Origin of the sequence: Actinotignum schaalii (assembly GCF_028864145.1) — a bacterium.
Classification (GTDB): Bacteria; Actinomycetota; Actinomycetes; order Actinomycetales; family Actinomycetaceae; genus Actinotignum; species Actinotignum schaalii_B.
The window spans coordinates 1-18364 of sequence record NZ_JARBHJ010000042.1; the positions used below are offsets into that span (position 1 = coordinate 1).

Here is an 18364-nt window from a genome sequence, read left to right on the forward strand (position 1 = left end):
GCATCAGCAGTAGAGCCATTAGCAGTATCAGGAACATCAGTCATAGTCATAGTTAATCCTCAATTTCTTACTCAAATCAAGCATTTACACAAACTATTTGACACCCTCCCGTTGAGCGGTCCAGCTTCGCGCTGCACCTCAATAAAACCACCAGTGAGCCGCTCGTGCGCTGGGATTACAACCGTAACCCGCGCTCGAAAGATATTCCGCTGGCCCATCTGCAAATTCATGCGCATCGTGACGCATGGACGCATGTCATGCTAGAGGGTGGAGCTACCTCACGGCGTGCCCGAAAAAGAGTTATTGATTCTTCCCAGACGCCCACGTTATCGGAACTCCATTTTCCGGTCGGTGGAAAACGATTCCGCCCCAGTTTGGAAGAAGTATTACTCTTCCTTATTTCAGAACTGGGTGTTTCGTGCGAACCTCAAACGAAATGCGTCCTGGAAAGTAAACAATCGGAATGGGAGAAAATACAGGCCCGGGCAGTTGTGCGAACCCACCCGGACCAGGCGCTTATCGTTCTTCGTGAACTAGGAATGATCTAGATCAAATTCGCGGAGGCCAGCCATTCCTCCAGCGCGCTATCCGTGGCTGCCTCGTGGATATTCTCACCGCGCACGGAGAAGGGCGCGCCGGTGGTTGCTTCCGGGGCCAGATTCGTGAACGTCGATTCGATTTCCACCTTCGGCGAGCCAGACCAGGTGGTGAACGGCAGCACCAGCTGGTCCGTGAGTCCAGCGGACTTCAGGTAGGTCTGCACCACCGGGGGAACCTGCTCGCACCAGACAGGGAAACCGACAAGCACGACGTCGTACCCACGTGCAGCCGGAGCCGGGGCCGTAAGCTCCGGGAAAATGCCGTCCGCAAGTTCACGGGTGCACTGGGCATGTGCCTCATTCGGATCTGCAGGATAAGGATGAACCGGGACAATCTCAAAAGTATCCGCACCCAAACGCGCCGCGATTTTTTCGGCCAGTACTTTGGTATTACCGATTTCGAGATTGCGCACCTCTCCGTCCCAGAAATTCAGGCCGGCACGCGAGAAGAAAGCTACGAGGCAGCGCGGGCGGGGCGCATCCGCCGGCGTTTCCTGCTGAGCCGCACGAATTTCTGACATCGGAATATCCTTCCCGCGAAGTGAGCCCTCCGCACTGAGAATTGTGACCTGAACATCACCCATTCTGCCACCGTGCCCGGGCTGCCAGCGGGTCTTTATACCCGGGGCGTCGACGCTTAATTCCTGAATTGGTTCTCAATCATTCGGGTGCCGGCACCTCATCATGCACCCACCAGCCCCGCATCATTCATCCTCCACTTCCCTAATCATTCGCGCGTCCGCGCGCCAGCACCACCCGAGTTTCCAGCGGCGTAACCACCAGAATGCTCGCCAGGCACATGGCCAAACCAAGGACCGTAATAATCCCGAGTTTCGTGAAAGCAGCGCTATCCATCCGGGCACCCCACGAGTAATTCGTCATAAGAGACATACCCACCCCGAGCGCGGTGGTCAGCGCCGTCGTTACTACCAAGGGAATAAAGGTTTGCAGGATCCGAATCCGCGTGAAAACCGCCGTGGGGAAACCGAGGAAACGCAAGGACTGCGTCTGCTGCGCCGATTCAAAAACGAGGGAGGCGTGATTCGTGAGACTGGACAGCGCCACCACCGCAAAACCGAAACCGAGAGTCACCATGACGCCCGTGCCAATATCTGCGGACACCAAGCGAATCGCCACCGAATCTGAACCGGTCCGTTCCGGAAGTGTGGAGGTGTAGCCACCGATGAAACACAGCAGCGCGAGAGTGGAAACACTGCGCCAGACCGCGCGCGGGTCGTTGAGAATCCGCCGCGCCGCCATGAGGAGCGACGCGTGGCGTGAGCGCACGAGCGGATAGGCCAGCGCCTGAACAATAAAGGAAGCCGCGACCGAGAGTGCGAAAAGGAAGACGAGCAGCACGCCCGCCATCATCACGATTTGCACGATGGGAGTGGAACCACCACGAGCATTAGCCACCAGCACGTACATTATTCCGGCGACGGCGAACACCGCGAGGCGCCAAGCCCGCAGCGCACGCGGAGTTTCGCGGCGCGCCACCCCCAGGGGTGAAATCGACACCCGCATCAGCCCGCCCAGTGCCGATACCAGCGTGACCACGAAAAGTAGCGCAATAACCGCGGCAATAAAGGGAACCGGCAGCAGCATCTGGGCCGGATTAATAGGCAGCCCGAGGAAACTTAGCGCGCGCCAACCCGGCAGGGTCACCAGGTACAGCACCGTGCCCAAGGCGGTGCCCAGCAGCCATTGCACCACCGTTTCGCACAGGGAGATCGCAATCGTTTGGGTGCGGGTAGTGCCAACGAGGCGCAGGGAGGCCAGACGCTGGGAACGATCCTGCGCGCCCAGCCGGGCGGCCCCGGAAGCTAGGGAAGAAATGGGGATAACCAGGAGCGCCCCGGCAAAAAGCGCCAGGCCGAGATACATTTCCGTGAGGCCGGCGCCCAGGGTTTCGCTCAGGGCGTCGAGGTGGGCGGCCATGGCCGGGCTCGGGTGGAAATTCCAGTTATAGAACATGAAAATGCCGCCGGCGATGGTCAGTGCCATGGTAGCTGCCAGCGTGAAGCTGAGGACCGCGAGGATATCCAGCCAGGCATTACCGGTGCGGGCGCGCAACCGGGCCAGGGTGAGGCGGGGTGCGAAAGAAAGGACTCTCATTGCAGCTCGCCTCCGTTCGCGGTGGTGGAGTTAGCCGAATCGGCGTGGATAACGCCGTCGCGAATTTCCACGAGGCGTTCGCACCAGGCGGCCACATTCGGGTCATGGGTCACAATAATGAGGGTGGCCCCGCTCATTTTCGCGGCGGTGGTGAGGATCTGGGTAACTTCGTGGCCGGTGGCCTGATCGAGGGCGCCGGTCGGTTCATCGGCAAACACCACCGCAGGTTGGCCCGCTAAGGCCCGCGCAATAGCTACGCGTTGGAGCTGCCCGCCGGACATTTCCCCCGGGCGGCGGTGGCGTTCGGGTTCTACCCCGAGCCGCGCCAGCCACATATCCGCCGCCGCCAGTGCCTCCCGCCGCGGCTTCCCCTGGAGCAGCAGCGGCACCGCTACATTTTCCCGGGCCGGCAGTTCGGGAACCAGCTGACCATCCTGGAAAACAAAACCGAAATTCTCCAGGCGCATTTTCGAACGCTGCCCATCGGACATATCCGAAATCGGCTCGTTGCCCAGCAGCACCGTGCCGGCGGTGGGCGCAATAATCCCCGCCAGGCAGTGTAGCAGCGTGGACTTACCCGAACCGGACGGGCCCATAATCGCCACCGACTGCCCGCCGGGAATCCGCAATGATACCCGGCGCAGTGCCGCCACGTTCCCAAAATTCTTCGTGAGATTATTCGCCACCAAATCCGGGGCGACATTCTGTGTTGTATCCATGGCTCTAGTCAACTTCCGATTGGCCGGCGACGGCAGGGCTCGTACTCCACACTTATGGTAGAGCTAGGTCTACCATTGCCGGATTCGCGCGTGGGGGCGAGCCCGCGCCGGCTACCATGGCGGTATGACAACGCAGAGCACCGAGCACGGTGAGCACGCCACGGGCGTGGACATCGCCATGCACGTGGATAACACCCGAGCGGTGGCGCAGCAACTACGCCACGCCACGGTGCGCGGGGTGCTCGCGGGCGCCCTCGGCACCTTCGCCCTGATATTCGTGGCGGTGGCGGTACTCTCGCTGCTCGGCGGATTCAGCCCGATCCCGATCATCATCGGGCTGGTCGGCCTGCTGGCCCTGGGCGGGGCCGGGTGGATAGTGTGGCGCGGGAACGGGCGGGCGCTCGCGGACGTGGCTCCGGCGTCGTCGACCTGGATGGCGGAACCATCCGATCACCGCGACGTTGTGCACGCGCAACGCTCCATTGCCGCGGCTTTTGAAATTGAACGGCGCCGCATCGAACGCGACCTGCACGACGGCGCCCAGCAGTACCTGGTCGCGACCTCAATGGATGTGGGTGAGGCGGCGTTTCTGCTGGAAGGTGACGCGAGCGGCGCGGTGAGCTCGGCGGATCTTCAGGCTGCGCGCGAACGCATGGCGTCCGCGCAGGACCGCGCGGAACTTGCCCTCACCTCGCTACGCCGCACGGTGGCCGGTATTCATCCGAAAGTGCTCTCTGACCTAGGGCTGGAGGCGGCGGTGCGCGATCTGGTGGTTTCCGCGCCGGTGCCCGCCACCCTGCGGGTTCCGAGCCCGCTACCCGAGATCCCCGAAGGCGTGATCGCCGCCGCTTATTTCACGGTGGCTGAAGCGCTGACGAACGTTGCTAAACACGCGCCCGCCGCGACCGTGACCGTGCTGCTCATCGCCGACGATGACCTCCACCTCAGCATCACCGATACCGGCCCGGGCGGCGTGATTCCGGGTAGTGGGCTGCGCGGGATCGGCGAGCGGCTCGCGACTTTCGGCGGTAGTCTGCGTATTTCCAGTCCGGTGGGCGGACCCACGGAAATTCGCGCGCGTATCCCGCTGCTGCTCCACCGCGGGGAGTGGGGGAGCGGGGCCGGGGTGGCGGCGCTCAGCGAAAATCCGAGAACGGAGGGGACAGATGCGTCTGGTAGTTGCGGATGATTCCGCGCTGTTTCGCGAAGGGTTATGCGGGCTGCTCGAGCGGCGCGGGCACACCATTGTGGCGACCGCGGCCACCGCACCGGAACTGAACGAGACGGTGCGCGCGGCCACCGCCCGCGGGGAGGCCCCCGACCTGGTCATCACCGATGTACGCATGCCACCCACCATGAGCGACGACGGCCTGCGCGCCGCCGTGGAGCTACGCCGCGAATTCCCGTCCCTGGGCATTATGGTGCTTTCCCAATACGTCGCCCCGGCCTACGCGCGCGAACTCTTCCACCCGGCAGCCGGTGCCGGTGCCTCCGGTTCTCCCGCGACTACGACCGCGGATGCAAACGGGGACGATGCGCCGGGAGGCCTGGGGTATTTGCTCAAAGATCGCGTGGCACGGGTGGCGGATTTCGTGCGGTCCCTGGAGATTGTGGGGGTGGGCGGCGTTGTTGTGGATCCGGATGTTGCGGCCCAATTAATGGCGACGACGCCGTCACTTCTCACGGAGCTTACCTCTCGCGAACGTGAAATCCTGGAGCTCATGGCGCGGGGCTATGCCAATTCTGCGATTGCCGCCGAGCTCTACCTCACCGGGGCGACCGTCTCCAAACACGTGGCGAATATTTTCCTCAAGCTGGGGATGCAACCCGGGGAAGAAAATCGCCGGGTGCGGGCGGTGCTGGCCTATCTGACGGAAACCTCGCGTGCGGGGTAAGCGTGTGGTGCGCCGTTCGCCCGTGCCGCGGATCGGGGTGAAAATTGTGTCGGAGGCCCGTGGGAGAATGGGAGCATGACCTCGGATCCCTGCGCTCGCCTGCTCGCTGCCCCGCCCGCGCTGCCGGTAGCAGCCCACCTCGATGAGGTGCGCGCAGCGCTGCCGCTCGCGGTGGTGAGTGCGCCGCCGGGAACCGGGAAAACCACGCTCATTCCGCCGCTCGTGGCCCGCGCGCTCGCGGAAGGCATGCTCGCGGAAGGCGTGCGTGGAGGAACCGATGCGGGAGGTACTCGGCCCGGGCGGGTCCTCGTGATTCAGCCGCGCCGGGTGGCAGCGCGGGCTGCGGCCCGGCGCCTGGCCGAACTCTTCGGGGAACCGGTGGGCGCTACCGCCGGCTATAGTGTGCGCGGGGATTCCCAGGTGAGCAGGGAAACCCGCATCGAAATGATCACCCCCGGTATCGCGGTGCGCCGCCTGCAAAGCGACCCGGAATTGCGCGGCATCGGTGCTCTTATTTTCGACGAAGTGCACGAACGTCACCTCGATGCAGATCTTGCTCTGGCCCTCGCCCTGGAAGTCCGCGCGGCTTTCCGCCCGGACCTTTTGCTGGTGGCCATGTCCGCCACCGTGGAATCCCAGCGCACCGCGGCTTTGCTGGAAACTGGGGCCGCGGCGCCTGGGGAATCCCCGCGCATCGCGGATATTCCGGGTGTGCTCCACCCTCTTACCCTGCGGTACGCCCCACCGGGGCGCGGGGAAGAGCCCCTCGGCACAATTTCGCGGGACGGTGCGCTCGGGGTGCGCCGGGAATTCCTGGCACACGTGGCCCGGGTGGTGGAACGGGCCTTCCGGGAAGTGGAACTCGGTGACATATTGGTCTTCCTCCCCGGAGTGCGGGAAGTGGAACACGTGGTCGGATTGCTCAGCCATCTACCTGCCCGGGTGGCGCCCCTGCACGGCTCCCTCACCGGCGCCCAGCAGGATGCCGTACTACGTGAAGTTGCGGGAACCCGCAGCATTATTGTGACCACCGCTATCGCGGAATCCTCCCTCACCGTCCCCGGGGTGCGGATCGTGGTGGATAGCGGGCTTTCCCGGGAACCCCGCACCGATTACGCCAGTGGCATCAGCGGGCTGGTCACGGTGCTGGAATCCCAAGCCGCCGGTATCCAACGCGGCGGGCGCGCCGGGCGTTTAGGGCCGGGAACCGTGTATCGCGTCATGAGTGAAGCTACCTGGGCTCGCCTCACTGAACGCTCCACCCCGGAAATATACACGGCTGATTTGACCGATTTTCTCCTGCAAGCCGCGGTATGGGGAGCTCCGGAAGGGCGCGGGCTCGCCCTCCTCGATCAGCCCCCGCAGCCGGGCGTGGCGGCCGGTATGCGCGCCCTCACCGCCCTCGGCTGCGTGGTGGCAGAACACGGCGCCGGGGATGATACGGCCGGTGCTGAGCGGGCCTGGCAGGTCACTGACCTGGCCCGCACCCTCGCCCCGCTCCCGGTCAGCACCCGGCTAGGCCGCAGCCTGCTGGAAACTACCACGCGGTTAGGGGCGGGCACAGCAGCCCAGATCGTGGCCGCGCTCGCGGAATCACCCCGGCTCCCCGGGGCCGATCTGGCACGGTGGCCCACCGCCGTCTCACCGGCCTGGGCCCGGCAAGCCCAGCGCCTCGAGAAACTAGCCCGCCGCGCCCTGGGTGATGCGGCGGCAACCGGCAGCGGGCAGAGTAAGAGCAGGCAGAGTGGCATTGAGCAATCGGGAAGCGGCACACCCAGTCGCGGGAAAACCGATACCGCAGGTTCCGGTAAAACCGGCGTATCCGGCTTCGGGAAACCCAGCCGGGCTGCTCGCAATGATGATGCCCTCGCCCTCGTGACCGCCTGGGCTTATCCGGATTTGCTGGCCCGCGCGGTGGATAGCACCTCAGGGCGCTACCTCCTGGCTAACGGCAGCGGGGCAATACTCCCGCAAGGCTCCCCGCTCCTCGGATCACCCTGGCTCGCGGTAGCCGAAGTGAGCGCCAGCCAGGGCCGGGCGGATGCACTCATCCGCGCCGCCGTACCCGCAGATGAAGAACTCGCCCGCCAAGCCGGCCGTGGCCTCATCGCCACCGGCACCGCAATCAGCTACCGAAAAGGCCGCCTACGCGCCCGGCAAACCACCCGCCTAGGAGCCATCGAACTCAGTGGCCGGGATGTGGAGCGCCTCCCGCGCGCAGCCGCCACCGCGTGGGTGAGCGCCGCGGCCAGCTCCGGAACCCTCCCGCTGGAATTCACCGCCGGAGCCCAAGCCCTGCGCGAACGCCTCGCCTTCCTTCACACCGTCCTAGGTGAACCTTGGCCCGATATGGAAGAATCCGCACTCCGCCAGCGCATCGAGGAACTAGCCGGGCCTGAACTCGCCGCACTCGCCCGGGGCGGCAGCTGGGGAAACCTGGGGGCCGGAAATATCGAACGCCTACTGCCCTGGCCGGAAGCCACCCACCTTGATGAACTCGCCCCCGCCAGCATTACTATCCCCACCGGGGAACAACGCACCATCCACTATGCGGGAGCCCGGCCCACCGTACGCCTGCGCGTCCAAGAAGCTTTCGGCTGGGCCCGTACCCCGCGCCTGGCCGGCGGGCGCATCCCCGTCACCCTCGAACTCCTCTCCCCGGCCGCCCGGCCCGTTGCCATCACCGACGACCTCGCAAGCTTCTGGGCCGGCCCCTACGCCCAAGTGCGGGCGGAAATGCGTGGCCGCTACCCGCGCCACCCCTGGCCGGAAGATGGCGCTACCGCCAGCCCCACCAAGCGGGCCCGCCCGCGCCGCTAAATCGGGTGCGTGCCGCTCAGCGCGGGCGGGTAGGCGCAGTCCCGCAGCTAAAGTACACTCAGGCCGTCCCGGACTATGCCTCAGTAGCCAAAGGTCAGGGTGCCGGTTTCGTCGTCGTCGGCAAACTCCCGGCGAATAGAAGTAGCGGCCCCGGCAAGATTACGCAAACGCGCCCGCAACGTCTCAACCGTGAGACCCGCCATCGGCAAACAAATCCGCAACTGCAAGTGCCCGCCGGACATCACCGCATCGCCATCCAAAAACTCGCCGATCCGCTCCAAAACATCGCGGGTACGGGCCTCCGTCGGCGACTCCACCAGCGATGCCGCCACGTAGAGCACATCCCCCAGCCCCGGAACATTCGCGTAACTCGCGATCATCTCCTGCTTATCTGACTCCGAACGCCACACCACCTCGAAACGGTAATGCACCCCATCCGGCTGCGCCTGCGCATGATAATCAGCAACAAGTACCTCATACAGGCCCGCCGCTGTAGTCACATCGCGGGCATCGCGTTCGTCACGCCCAGACTTCTTAGACATCAGCCTCCCCTTCCTGGGCAGATTCCGACAGTGCATCCGCACCGCTCAACGCCCGGGCCTGCGCCGCCACCAATGCCGCGCATGCAGTCAGCTGCGCAGCCGGGGCTGGCAGCGCCACCGCGTAATGAATATGGGTACGACCACCCAGCAAGCGAATCCCGCCAATTGGCAGCGTATCCGCCGCGCGCAACACCGCGATAAGATCCGGGCCGGTCGGGTCAATACCAAAATGCTCGAGCACCGCCGCCGCATTGCGGGAAAGCACCCAGTCAGATTGCGCATAGGACTGCGCCCCGGGTTGAGCTGCGGGCGTGGCGCCAGCCTGAGTGCCTCCTTGCGTGCCTGGCGGAGTGGCAACGGCACCAGACGCCGCGGATGCGGCGGCGCCGTCGTACTTACGCAGCTCCGCGCCGGTGAGTACAGGTGCCGCAAGATGAACGACGGTGCGGCTATCGCGCCGGGTTGACTGCCCGGGCCAGGCTGTTACCGGCACCCCGTGAGTGACAAAACGTAAAGCCGGAGTTTCATCCGCCCGCGCACCCGCATAACTAGCACGCAAAGCCGCGGCGGCTTCCTCCCATGTTGTGAACTGTGATACCACCTCACCAGTATTCCACGTTGGCAGAAAAATGCGGCACAGGCCGGGCGCGCCGCGTACAATAGAGAACATCCCGTCCGTGCTTTCCCGCGGGCGGCCCCTGAGCGTCCTCGTGATTTTTCCGCGGCCCTCGAGTAGCAAAGGACGGTACCAGCAGCCATGGCGCATGGAGCACATCTGGCCCCCGAGAGTGACAACCAGGCGGATGCCTCCGCCCTGGATCGGGCCCTGCTTGCTATGGTCGCCGAAGCGGCACGCCTGACCGCCCCGCGCATGTGGATCAATCGCCTGCGTTTCTCATCCCGCCGCGCAGCGGTAGCTGCACGTAGCCGCCTGCAACGCAACGGTTGGGTGCAACAATCGCAACTCTCCCAATTTGGGCGCTCCAAAGATTCCTGGATGCTCACGCTATGGTCCGCCACCGCCGTGGATAATGGTGTTATTGCCGATTCGCGTTCCTACCTTGAACTTGTCGCCGCCGCCACCACCGGGCGCTACCTGGGCTGGGAGGCCTCGCTACTGCCAGCCCTGCGCGAATGTGATAACCCCGATTATTACCCGGAAGGTAGCATCGGTTGGCTCGCCCCCGGGGATGAGAATTATCTACACGAAGCACGCGAAGAAGCGAAGAAACTGGTGCCGCGCGGCCGGGAACTACCCCGGAATTTACGGGATATTTGCGCGCTGCTGCCCGAATTGCGCGGCCAGCGCTCCCGGCAGGCCCTCGCCTCCGGGCTCGGAGTGCTTATCGGGGACCGGCTGGTGGCCCATGCGCCGCTTGCCTGGGTGGCCTATCGCCAGTGCGGCGGTTTTTATCCCTGCCTGCTGGGGCTGGAACGCGATACCGCCTATTTCCCCGAATCTATCGTTGCCGAAGCTTATGACGCCGAAGCTGACCTGTGGGAACGCCTCCGGGAAGCGGTGCTGGAACTACCCGCGGCCGAGCAGTAACGAATACCGCGCCGCACCTTCAATTTGGCTGGCAATCCACCCCGGCCGCTGCCCGCTGATCTCAAAAGCGTGGCTGAAATAAAGATCTGTGCCGTGTACCACCACCCCGCCGAGTGGAAGAGCCGCAGCCTGGCGGGCTGCCTCCCGCACCGCATCGGCGCTAGCATCACCCAGGCGCAAGGTCGCCGCCGCGCTATCCGCCCCGCTGACCAGGGTGTTACGTAGCATCACCACCGGAACCTCAGAGCCATCCACGCGGAGCGTGGCCCCAAAACCGTATTCGGCCTGAGCCGCATCGCGCTGCCCGAGTAACGGAGCGAGCGCGGAAACCAAACCATTCCAGCGATACACCCCGGCCGTGCCCAGGAGTTCATCGAAACGGGTATCCACCCCGGCCGGGTCTGTGAACTGATCGGCATCTCCGGGTGCATTACCCACAAAAGGATTCATTTCTGGGCGCGCGGAAAACGTATCCTCCAAAATATCCCCCGCGCCGGCCACCGCTTCCGGCCCAAAAAGATCATCCTTTGTGGGGGGAACGTTATCGAGACCGCGCACGAATACCGCGGTAGCGTCAATAGCGGCGACGACGAGGAACTTCACCATGCTGGTCAGCCGCGAAAAAGGCAAGCCGGCCATGCGCAAAGCCAGATGCAGGACCACCTCATCCCCGACAATGCGTACATCCCCCAGAGAGAAGGTCTCAAAAACCCAGCCGGCCAGGCCGGTCACATCGATGAGATCCGCCCGGCCCACCCCGCAGCGCAGATTGAGATAGGAACGCCCCTCCCCATCGCGGGCGGGGGAAAGCTCCACAGTTTTTAGGTTGTGCCCGATCGCCACGGCCAGGCGCAGCCCTTCCGTGGAGGCCACCGGCCGCATCCCCGCCCGGCACGCGGTCACCACGCGTTCCCAGGTATTAATAATGTAGCCAGGTTCGCCGGGTTCGGCTTCCGGAATATCACCGAGGGAAGCGGCGATGGTGTCAATTTCCCGTCCGATAGCGTCCATCTCATCCATGGGGGAAGTCTACCCGGGGCCTGCGACAGCAAAATGTGGTGTTCACGTTCGGCGGGGCGGTGGGCGATATCATATTAAGTAAAAATATGGCGAATAACCGGGGAGAAAGTCCCGGCTGTGGAGTGACGCCCTCGCGCGAGGGGCTAAACTCGCGTAGGATTAAGCCCCGTCACCAAAAAGTAAGGGTACCCTTACTTACGAGCGCTGGGCCTCCTCACGGGTGTATCCACTCAGGACCTCAACGCCCAGTATAAGCCAGAAAGGGGATGGTGATGGGAATGGGATATAAACGGGGTGCGGTACGGGCCGGCCTGGCCGCGCTGCTGGTGAGCATGCTTGCTGTGGTGGGGGCTTGCGGGACTGCGTCGTCGCAAGGAAAAAACGCAGGAAGTGAGAAACCGCAGGTACTCACCACCTTCACGGTACTGGCAGATATGGCACGGAATATCGCCGGCGAACATATGGAGGTCGCCTCGATCACCAATCCGGGGGAAGAAATCCATGATTATCAGCCTTCGCCCGGTGATATTAAGCGCGCAGAAGGCGCCGATATCATCCTCTACAACGGCCTGGGCCTGGAGCGATGGTTTGAGAAATTCGTAGAGAATTCCACCGCCGAACGCGTTAACCTCTCCGATGGAATTGAGCCGGTCGCCATCGCGGAAGGTGATTACCAGGGCAAACCGAATCCGCACGCGTGGATGAGTCCGAAGAACGGCAAACTCTACGTGGATAATATGGTCGCCGCTTTTTCTAAGGTAGATCCCGATCATGCCCAGGCCTATCGCACCAACGGCGAAAATTACAAGAAGCAGCTGGATAACATCGCCGCAGATATGGACGCGGCCCTGGCTACCATTCCCGAATCCCAGCGCGCGCTGGTGAGCTGCGAAGGTGCTTTCTCCTACCTCACGCGCGATCACGGCCTGCAAGAAAAGTACCTGTGGGCAGTCAACGCCGAAGGCGCGCAAACCCCCAAGGCCAAGGCCGACCTTGAGAATTTCGTGCGCACCTCCGGGGTGCGGGCGCTGTTCTGCGAATCCACCGTGGACGACAAAATGGCGTCCGTTGCCGAAGACACCGGTGTTCCGGTGGCCGGCTTACTGTACGTCGACTCGCTTTCCGAAGCGGACGGCCCCGTGCCCACCTACCTTGATTTGCTTCGGTACGACGCCGATCTCATCACCCGCGGGCTCACCGGCAAGGCCGGCGAATCCGCGAGCGAACCCACGAAACCAGCCGGCAAGTAAACGCCGCTCGCATATAAACGCTGCTTTCACGTGAACGTTGCTAACACGGCAACGATGTTCGCAATATATGCAGCTCGCACCTACGCACAATCGCAGAAAGGCGGAGGAACGGTGGCAACACCAATAGAATCTCCGAAATACGCTCTGGAGGTGAGCGGTGTTCACGCGCGCTACGGCTCGGTGCAAGCCCTCACCTCGGTGAGCTTCGGGCTGACCCCGGGTGTTATTTGCGCCCTCGTGGGGCAAAACGGCTCGGGTAAATCCACCCTCATGAAATCAATTATGGGATCGGTGCGGCACGGAGGGGATATTACGATCCTCGGCCAGAGCGGCACCCGGGCCCGCAAAGCCGGCCTGGTCGGCTACGTTCCCCAAAACGAAGGCGTGGACTGGGCTTTCCCGGTCAGCGTCCGCGAGGTGGTGACCATGGGCCGCTACGGCTTCATGGGCCCCACCCGCCGCGCCCGCGCCGAGGACCGTGAGGCCGTGCGCCACGCCCTCGATATGGTCGAAATGACCCCCTACGCGGAGCGCCAGATCGGATCGCTTTCCGGTGGGCAGCGCAAACGCGTATTTATTGCCCGCGCCATCGCCCAGGGTGCCCAGCTCATGCTCCTCGATGAGCCCTTCGCCGGGGTGGATAAACCGTCGGAGACCATGATTATTGCGCTGCTCCAGAAACTGGCGGCTTCCGGGGTAACTATCCTGGTCGCCACCCACGACCTGGCCGGCCTGCCCCAACTGTGCTCCGAAGTGCTCCTCCTCAACCGCCGTGTTATTTTCCACGGCCCGGTGGCCGAAGCCATGAAGCCCGAGCACCTCATGCAGGCTTTCGGCGTCGTCCCCGATCACCACGAACCGGACCCGGCCGCGGACCCGGCCACGCATCTGCGCAAGGCAAAGGAGAATCGCTAGTGTGGTACGAACTTTTCGTTGAAATGTGGACGCACCCCTTTATGGTGCGCGGGGCTACGGTCACCCTCACCGCGGCGATAGTGTGCGCGGTCATCAGCTGCTGGCTGGTGCTCATTGGCTGGTCACTCATGGGCGACGCACTCTCGCACGCGATTCTGCCCGGCGTGGTTATCGCTTATGTGCTCGGGATGCCCTTCTCCCTGGGGGCGGTCATTGCCGCGCTCATCGCGGTGGCGCTGATTTTCCTGCTGCGCTCCACCTCGCGAGTCAAAGAAGATGCCTCCATGGGAGCAGTATTTACTTTGTTCTTCGCGGTCGGGTTGATCCTTATCAAACTCAACCCCTCCAATGTGGACCTCAACCACGTCATCTTCGGTGACCTGCTGGGCGTCACGCGCGCGGATATGATCCAGGTGGTCATCCTGGCCCCCCTCGCGCTCGCGATTCTGCTGTTCAAGCGGCGCGATCTGACCGCCTACGCTTTCGACCCTACTCACCTGCAAGCCATCGGCATCCGGGCCCGCACGCTCGGCGCGATTTTGCTCTTCTGCCTGGCGCTCACGGTGGTGACAGCCATGCAGGCGGTGGGCGCGATCCTCATTATCGCGCTGGTGATCGTGCCGGGAGCCACGGCTTACCTGGTTACCAATCGCTTCCGCGTCATGCTCATATTCGCCCCGGTTTTCGCGGCGGTGTGCGCGCTGGTGGGTCTGTACGTTTCCTACTGGCTCGACCTGCCTTCCGGCGCCGCGGTGGTCACGGCCCAGGGCCTCATGTTCCTGGTGGTCTGGTTGATTTCCCCGCACGGTTTGCGCGGGAAGCTCGAGGGCGCGCGCACCCGCGCTGCGGTTTCTATCTAGTACGACGACGCAGCTAGCGGGCGGTAGCCTTCCCCTAAAATATCGGTGCGCCAAGAAACAGGTGTGGCCCAGACCTTCGCGGTCCTGGGCCACACCTGTTTTTGCTAGTGCTTGATGTACTGGCTATGCGCTGCTTAGCTTGCGCTGTGTCGTAGCCATGCGCCGTGCTTGGCTAAGCGCTACTTAGCTATACCGGCGCCGCATCAGCATCCCGGTTCCCAGCAAAGCAATGGCACCAGCCAACAACCACGCGCTTTCCGCGCCGGTGGCGGTCAGCTTCTTCTTGATAATGCGGGTGGGCTTGCTCGAAGCCGTAGGTTCGGCCGTGGGCGCGGCGCTTGGGGTAGCCGGTGCGGTCGTGGGTGCGACTGTTGGCGCAGTCGGCGCAACGGTCGGTTCCGTGGGGGCTACGGTCGGAGCTGTGGGCGCGTCCGTGGGTTCAACCGTAGGTTGAACCGTAGGCTCGTTCGTGGGTTGAACCGTAGGATCGGTGGTCGGTTCGTTCGTCGGCTCGACCGTGGGCTCAACGGTCGGCTCCGGTGGAATGGGTGTTCCCGGGGTCAGCGTCGCAGCCTTCTGGGTGAAGCTCACCTGCGCGTTGAGAACAGTGCTGCTCCCATCGGCGAAGCTCACCTTGATCGGTAGCTCGTGAGTTCCGGTGGCAGCGTCCTTAGCCATTGTCACGGTAAGTGCGCCGTCGTTCGGATTAACCGCAACATCCCAGCCCTTCGGCAGGGTCGTGCCGTCATTGAGCGCGTAAGCACCGTTCGCATTGAGCGCGGGCGTGACCGCAGCGCCGTTAGCATCCGCGAAGCTCGGGGCGGCCACGTTCACGGTGACCGGGTCCAGATTCTCACGGGTTGCAGAGGCCGGCTGGTAAGCAGCGTTTACCGCGGTCACGGTGACCTGCGCGGTAGTCGAGACAATATCTTCCACCCAGGTACCCGCGGCGTCCTGCGTTTTCACGGCGCGCTTGTAGGTGACCGGGTAGGTGCCGGGCGTGCCAGTATCCACCTGGGACGCGTCGATAATCACGCGGGTGGGAATGCCGGTTCCGTCCGGGGCATCGTAATTCGCGGTGGAGTAGGTGATGACCTGCTTCGCATCGGTGAGCGCCTGCGGATTGCGGTCGCTTGTGAGGGTGGCCAGGTCGAGGTTGCCCGCCTGCGCTGCCTGCTCCGCGAGGCCGCGAATCGTGCTCAACTGGGCGCGTGCATCATAGGCGCTGTATTGCGGAATCGTGACATCGCTGGCCTCAACAACTTTGACCAAGCGCACGTGCGCATTGGAGAGCTCCGCGGCGAGCGGGGCATAAGCGCCCTCGTTCATCGCGATGGGAGCGCCCTGGGCGTCCACAAAACTGGGCTGTTGAGCGGACATGCTATAGGTGTACGCCGGCATAATCTCGGTGGCGGTTGCCCCAACGGAGTATCCCTTATCTCGGATCGCATCCCGAATCGGCATGAGGTCAACGTCGTAGGAGTTAATCTCGGCCGTTGAAATCTTCGAGATCATGCTCTCATAACCGGAGCACTGGGACCGCAGCCCGTTGGTGTAGGTGGTCTGGTATTGCAGATTGAAACCATCAGCAAAGGGGACCTTCTTCGCGGCATCCACATCCCGGTGCTTCACCGTGGGCATGGCCTGCTGCACAGCAAGAGGGACCTGGGTAAAGGGGCCGGACAGATCGTTGTAATTGGCAGCGCCGGACTTCTCCACAGCCACGAACTTCCCGGTGGTGCCGTGCTGGCTGGCCGCCCCGCCGTTATCGAGCTCGGTGAGCGGAGTGAAACCGCGGAAGCGGATAATACGCTTGTATCCTTCGGCTTTCTTCGACATAGCTTCGCCATAGTCGGTTCCAGCCAGAACGAGTTTGTAGTTCTGCAGTGAAGCAACTGGTGTCAAGCCAGTAAACGTAGCCGGGTCTTGATTAAACTTGAGCGGAACGTCTACCGTGATCACATCATCCGGGCCGGTAGAAGCCGGGAGGGTGCCGCGGAGCCATACCGTTGCCACGTTATCCCAGTCCGCATCGGTCATCATATCGAGGGTCTTTTGAGTGCCGTCCTTGAGGATGAACCAGATGGTGATCTTGGAGGATACGCCGGAAGTGGTGATGAATTCTTTGAGCTTGGGGCCGTCGACGACGAAACCGGACGGTTCGGATTGACTGCCAGTGGTGTCGTACTCGGCATCGCCATCGCGCAACCCGACCTGGTAGGTCAGTCCATAGAGCGGAGAAGCGGTATTGTTACGCACCTGGATTCGTGCGGTGAGCTGGGTCGTTTGCGTGAGGTCAATGAGATTGTTCCGCATGCACTTCAAACGCGTGAGCGGATCCACGCGAGGGTCGACAGGCATCGGGAAATTGTTGGAAGCCGAGCCGTCAGCTGCGCGCAGCTGCATGCCCACGCTGAATTTTGCGTCTTTGCCGTTCTTGTCTTGCGGGGTGATGAGGCTGCCATCACCGACTGCCAGGCCCGAAACGATGGCCGGGCTGGGGTGATCTGCTGTGGGAACGTCCGCGACGGCGAGTGGGGCTACGATTCCGCATCCCAGGACCGTGAGGGCGGATAGTGTTCCGACGGCGAGCTTGCGCATCTTTGCCATGATGTCCTATCCAGAGTTGTGATTACTTATGCTTCTAACCCTAAATGAAATTTGGTGTTAGTTAAAGCGAATATGGTGGGACAAAGTTCAAGTAACGTGAGCTGGGTAAATGGCCGGTGCGGGGGGCGGTGTGCGAATCGGCGGTGCTGTGCGAAAAGGAGGCCTGAAGCGGGTGTGCGTCGTCGTAAAAAGGTATAAACTCAAATTATTGAGGTGACAAACTTCGCGCAAGGGTGCGGAAAAAGAAATTGCTCCCCACCGGGATTTGCGTCACCGAGGAGGAGCTTCGCGCGCTCGAAGGGATTCGAACCCCCGACCTTCTGATCCGTAGTCAGATGCTCTATCCACTGAGCTACGAGCGCACAGTCACGAGGTGGCTACCAGCAAGCTCCTCAATAAAAAATTGAGGAGGCGAGCGATTAACCCGCCTCGTTTTGCGACAGATAAGAGTTTACATCGTTGCTCGGCGAGAACAAAATTTAGAGGCCAGGTGCGTTATGTTTCACATCTGGCCTGGCTGGGTTTGCGGTCATTGTTGGGTAGTGGCAACAGGTGTGCTGCCCGGCTGTGTAAGCGCATTCAACGGGATTCGGCCAGAAAGCTCCCACGATCTCGCGCGGTCGATGCTACTGTATGTACAGAGTAATGTTGATTGCGCGTAGTGGGGTGGTTTTGATGGCAAATGTATCTTTCCGGACGGATGATGAAACGAAGGCTCAAGCTGCGGAGTTATTCCGCGATCTCGGGTTGGACATGAGTACTGCCATCAATATGTTTTTGCGGCAGTCGATTGCCAGCAACGGCATTCCGTTCACACCACATCGCGGAAACTCGGCCAGTGCCGTGGCGAGAGCTGAAGTTGAGTCCCGCACCGGCGCTTCGTTTGGTAGCGTCGCTGAACTGATGGCGGATCTCAATGAGGCTGACTAGCGTCTTCCGTACGAATCAGTTCAAGCGCGATGCCAAGGCGCTGTTCAAGAAACATTACGACGCCGCAAAGCTGGCGAAGGCTATCGAAGCGTTGATGAGGCAAGATCGCGATGAGCTGCGCACGCGGTATCGTGACCATGCGCTGCGGGGAGGTTGGAAAGGGTGAAGTGTGTGCATCTCCCATTGCTGTTCGTCAGCTGTCCAAGTAGATTGACTAGTGATAGACCCCCGGTCAGGCCTCTAGCTTTTAGCAATGCACAAATGGCCGGGGCCTTTCTCTACGGGCAGGCTAAAGGCGCGTCGGAGAGTGGTGGAAACAAGACTTGGTGCGAATTGGATGTGTTCTTGCCGGAGAAGCCGGGGTTGGCCCGCTAATTCGTACATTTTCGGGCATGTGTAACTGCCTCATCACGTGCGCGTTGTACGATTTGGGCTTGTCAAGTTTTTTGTGTAAATGGTTTTATTTAGTTGGTTGGGAATCGGTCCGGGTAGTGAAGGGATAACTCGCCCAGTACTTTCTGCCAGCCCTGCACGCCTTGT

17 protein-coding genes and 1 tRNA gene are annotated in these 18364 nt (G+C 62.4%); 10 read left to right on the forward strand and 8 right to left on the reverse strand.

Features of this window, described 5'->3' with window-relative positions:
- Window positions 1–164 precede the first annotated feature (164 nt).
- Window positions 165–548 (forward strand): hypothetical protein, encoded by a 384-nt coding sequence (locus PWJ82_RS08420; protein ID WP_274734517.1) that lies wholly within the window; start codon window positions 165–167, stop codon window positions 546–548.
- On the opposite strand, the gene PWJ82_RS08425 is transcribed toward PWJ82_RS08420, so the two are convergent.
- From PWJ82_RS08425 to PWJ82_RS08435, 3 genes are all read right to left on the reverse strand, one after another.
- Window positions 545–1120 (reverse strand): flavodoxin, encoded by a 576-nt coding sequence (locus PWJ82_RS08425; RefSeq protein WP_274734519.1) that lies wholly within the window; start codon window positions 1118–1120, stop codon window positions 545–547. The genes PWJ82_RS08420 and PWJ82_RS08425 overlap by 4 nt on opposite strands.
- Before the next feature lie 202 nt (window positions 1121–1322).
- Window positions 1323–2714 (reverse strand): hypothetical protein, encoded by a 1392-nt coding sequence (locus PWJ82_RS08430; protein WP_274734521.1) that lies wholly within the window; start codon window positions 2712–2714, stop codon window positions 1323–1325.
- Window positions 2711–3433: an ABC transporter ATP-binding protein gene (locus PWJ82_RS08435; RefSeq protein ID WP_016441992.1), complete on the reverse strand. Its 723-nt coding sequence runs from the start codon at window positions 3431–3433 to the stop codon at window positions 2711–2713. The genes PWJ82_RS08430 and PWJ82_RS08435 overlap by 4 nt, the downstream gene beginning before the upstream one ends.
- A gap of 124 nt (window positions 3434–3557) precedes the next feature.
- Between PWJ82_RS08435 and PWJ82_RS08440 the strand changes: the two genes are divergently transcribed.
- The 3 genes from PWJ82_RS08440 (at window position 3558) to PWJ82_RS08450 (ending at window position 8148) form a co-directional block, all read left to right on the forward strand.
- Window positions 3558–4622 (forward strand): sensor histidine kinase, encoded by a 1065-nt coding sequence (locus PWJ82_RS08440; RefSeq protein ID WP_274734522.1) that lies wholly within the window; start codon window positions 3558–3560, stop codon window positions 4620–4622.
- A complete protein-coding gene (locus PWJ82_RS08445; RefSeq protein ID WP_274736210.1) occupies window positions 4600–5328 on the forward strand; it encodes a response regulator transcription factor in 729 nt (242 codons plus the stop codon). Before PWJ82_RS08440 ends, PWJ82_RS08445 begins: the two co-directional genes overlap by 23 nt.
- 75 nt (window positions 5329–5403) lie before the next feature.
- Window positions 5404–8148: an ATP-dependent RNA helicase gene (locus PWJ82_RS08450; protein WP_274734524.1), complete on the forward strand. Its 2745-nt coding sequence runs from the start codon at window positions 5404–5406 to the stop codon at window positions 8146–8148.
- Between the two features lie 80 nt (window positions 8149–8228).
- On the opposite strand, the gene PWJ82_RS08455 is transcribed toward PWJ82_RS08450, so the two are convergent.
- Together PWJ82_RS08455 and PWJ82_RS08460 are read right to left on the reverse strand one after the other, a co-directional pair.
- Complete coding sequence (locus PWJ82_RS08455) at window positions 8229–8690, reverse strand: hypothetical protein (RefSeq protein ID WP_274734527.1); 462 nt, start codon at window positions 8688–8690, stop codon at window positions 8229–8231.
- Window positions 8683–9291, reverse strand: coding sequence for a hypothetical protein (locus tag PWJ82_RS08460; RefSeq protein ID WP_274734529.1), 609 nt, complete (start codon window positions 9289–9291; stop codon window positions 8683–8685). The genes PWJ82_RS08455 and PWJ82_RS08460 overlap by 8 nt, the downstream gene beginning before the upstream one ends.
- A 156-nt stretch (window positions 9292–9447) precedes the next feature.
- Between PWJ82_RS08460 and PWJ82_RS08465 the strand changes: the two genes are divergently transcribed.
- Window positions 9448–10239: a hypothetical protein gene (locus PWJ82_RS08465; protein WP_274734530.1), complete on the forward strand. Its 792-nt coding sequence runs from the start codon at window positions 9448–9450 to the stop codon at window positions 10237–10239.
- Here PWJ82_RS08465 and PWJ82_RS08470 read toward each other — a convergent pair.
- Window positions 10219–11259 (reverse strand): hypothetical protein, encoded by a 1041-nt coding sequence (locus tag PWJ82_RS08470; RefSeq protein ID WP_274734531.1) that lies wholly within the window; start codon window positions 11257–11259, stop codon window positions 10219–10221. The two genes, PWJ82_RS08465 and PWJ82_RS08470, sit on opposite strands and share 21 nt — an antisense overlap.
- A 272-nt stretch (window positions 11260–11531) precedes the next feature.
- Between PWJ82_RS08470 and PWJ82_RS08475 the strand changes: the two genes are divergently transcribed.
- From PWJ82_RS08475 to PWJ82_RS08485, 3 genes are all read left to right on the forward strand, one after another.
- Entirely contained in the window at window positions 11532–12509 is a 978-nt protein-coding gene (locus PWJ82_RS08475; protein WP_274734532.1) for a metal ABC transporter substrate-binding protein, read from the forward strand.
- A 111-nt stretch (window positions 12510–12620) separates the two neighbouring features.
- Window positions 12621–13424, forward strand: a complete 804-nt coding sequence (locus tag PWJ82_RS08480; RefSeq protein ID WP_016441983.1) for a metal ABC transporter ATP-binding protein — start codon at window positions 12621–12623, stop codon at window positions 13422–13424.
- A 23-nt stretch (window positions 13425–13447) separates the two neighbouring features.
- Window positions 13448–14284, forward strand: coding sequence for a metal ABC transporter permease (locus PWJ82_RS08485; protein ID WP_039898504.1), 837 nt, complete (start codon window positions 13448–13450; stop codon window positions 14282–14284).
- A gap of 183 nt (window positions 14285–14467) precedes the next feature.
- Here PWJ82_RS08485 and PWJ82_RS08490 read toward each other — a convergent pair whose 3' ends face one another.
- Window positions 14468–16894 carry a YPDG domain-containing protein gene (locus PWJ82_RS08490; RefSeq protein ID WP_274734534.1) on the reverse strand — a complete coding sequence of 809 codons (2427 nt, stop codon included), beginning with the start codon at window positions 16892–16894 and terminating at the stop codon, window positions 14468–14470.
- Window positions 16895–17183: 289 nt separating this feature from the next.
- Window positions 17184–17256 (reverse strand) — tRNA-Arg (locus tag PWJ82_RS08495).
- Window positions 17257–17539: 283 nt separating this feature from the next.
- On the opposite strand from PWJ82_RS08495, the gene PWJ82_RS08500 reads away from it, so the two are divergent.
- Window positions 17540–17824, forward strand: a complete 285-nt coding sequence (locus tag PWJ82_RS08500) for a type II toxin-antitoxin system RelB/DinJ family antitoxin (protein ID WP_274734629.1) — start codon at window positions 17540–17542, stop codon at window positions 17822–17824.
- Window positions 17811–17990, forward strand: coding sequence for a type II toxin-antitoxin system RelE/ParE family toxin (locus PWJ82_RS08505; protein WP_274734627.1), 180 nt, complete (start codon window positions 17811–17813; stop codon window positions 17988–17990). Before PWJ82_RS08500 ends, PWJ82_RS08505 begins: the two co-directional genes overlap by 14 nt.
- Window positions 17991–18364: the final 374 nt, after the last annotated feature.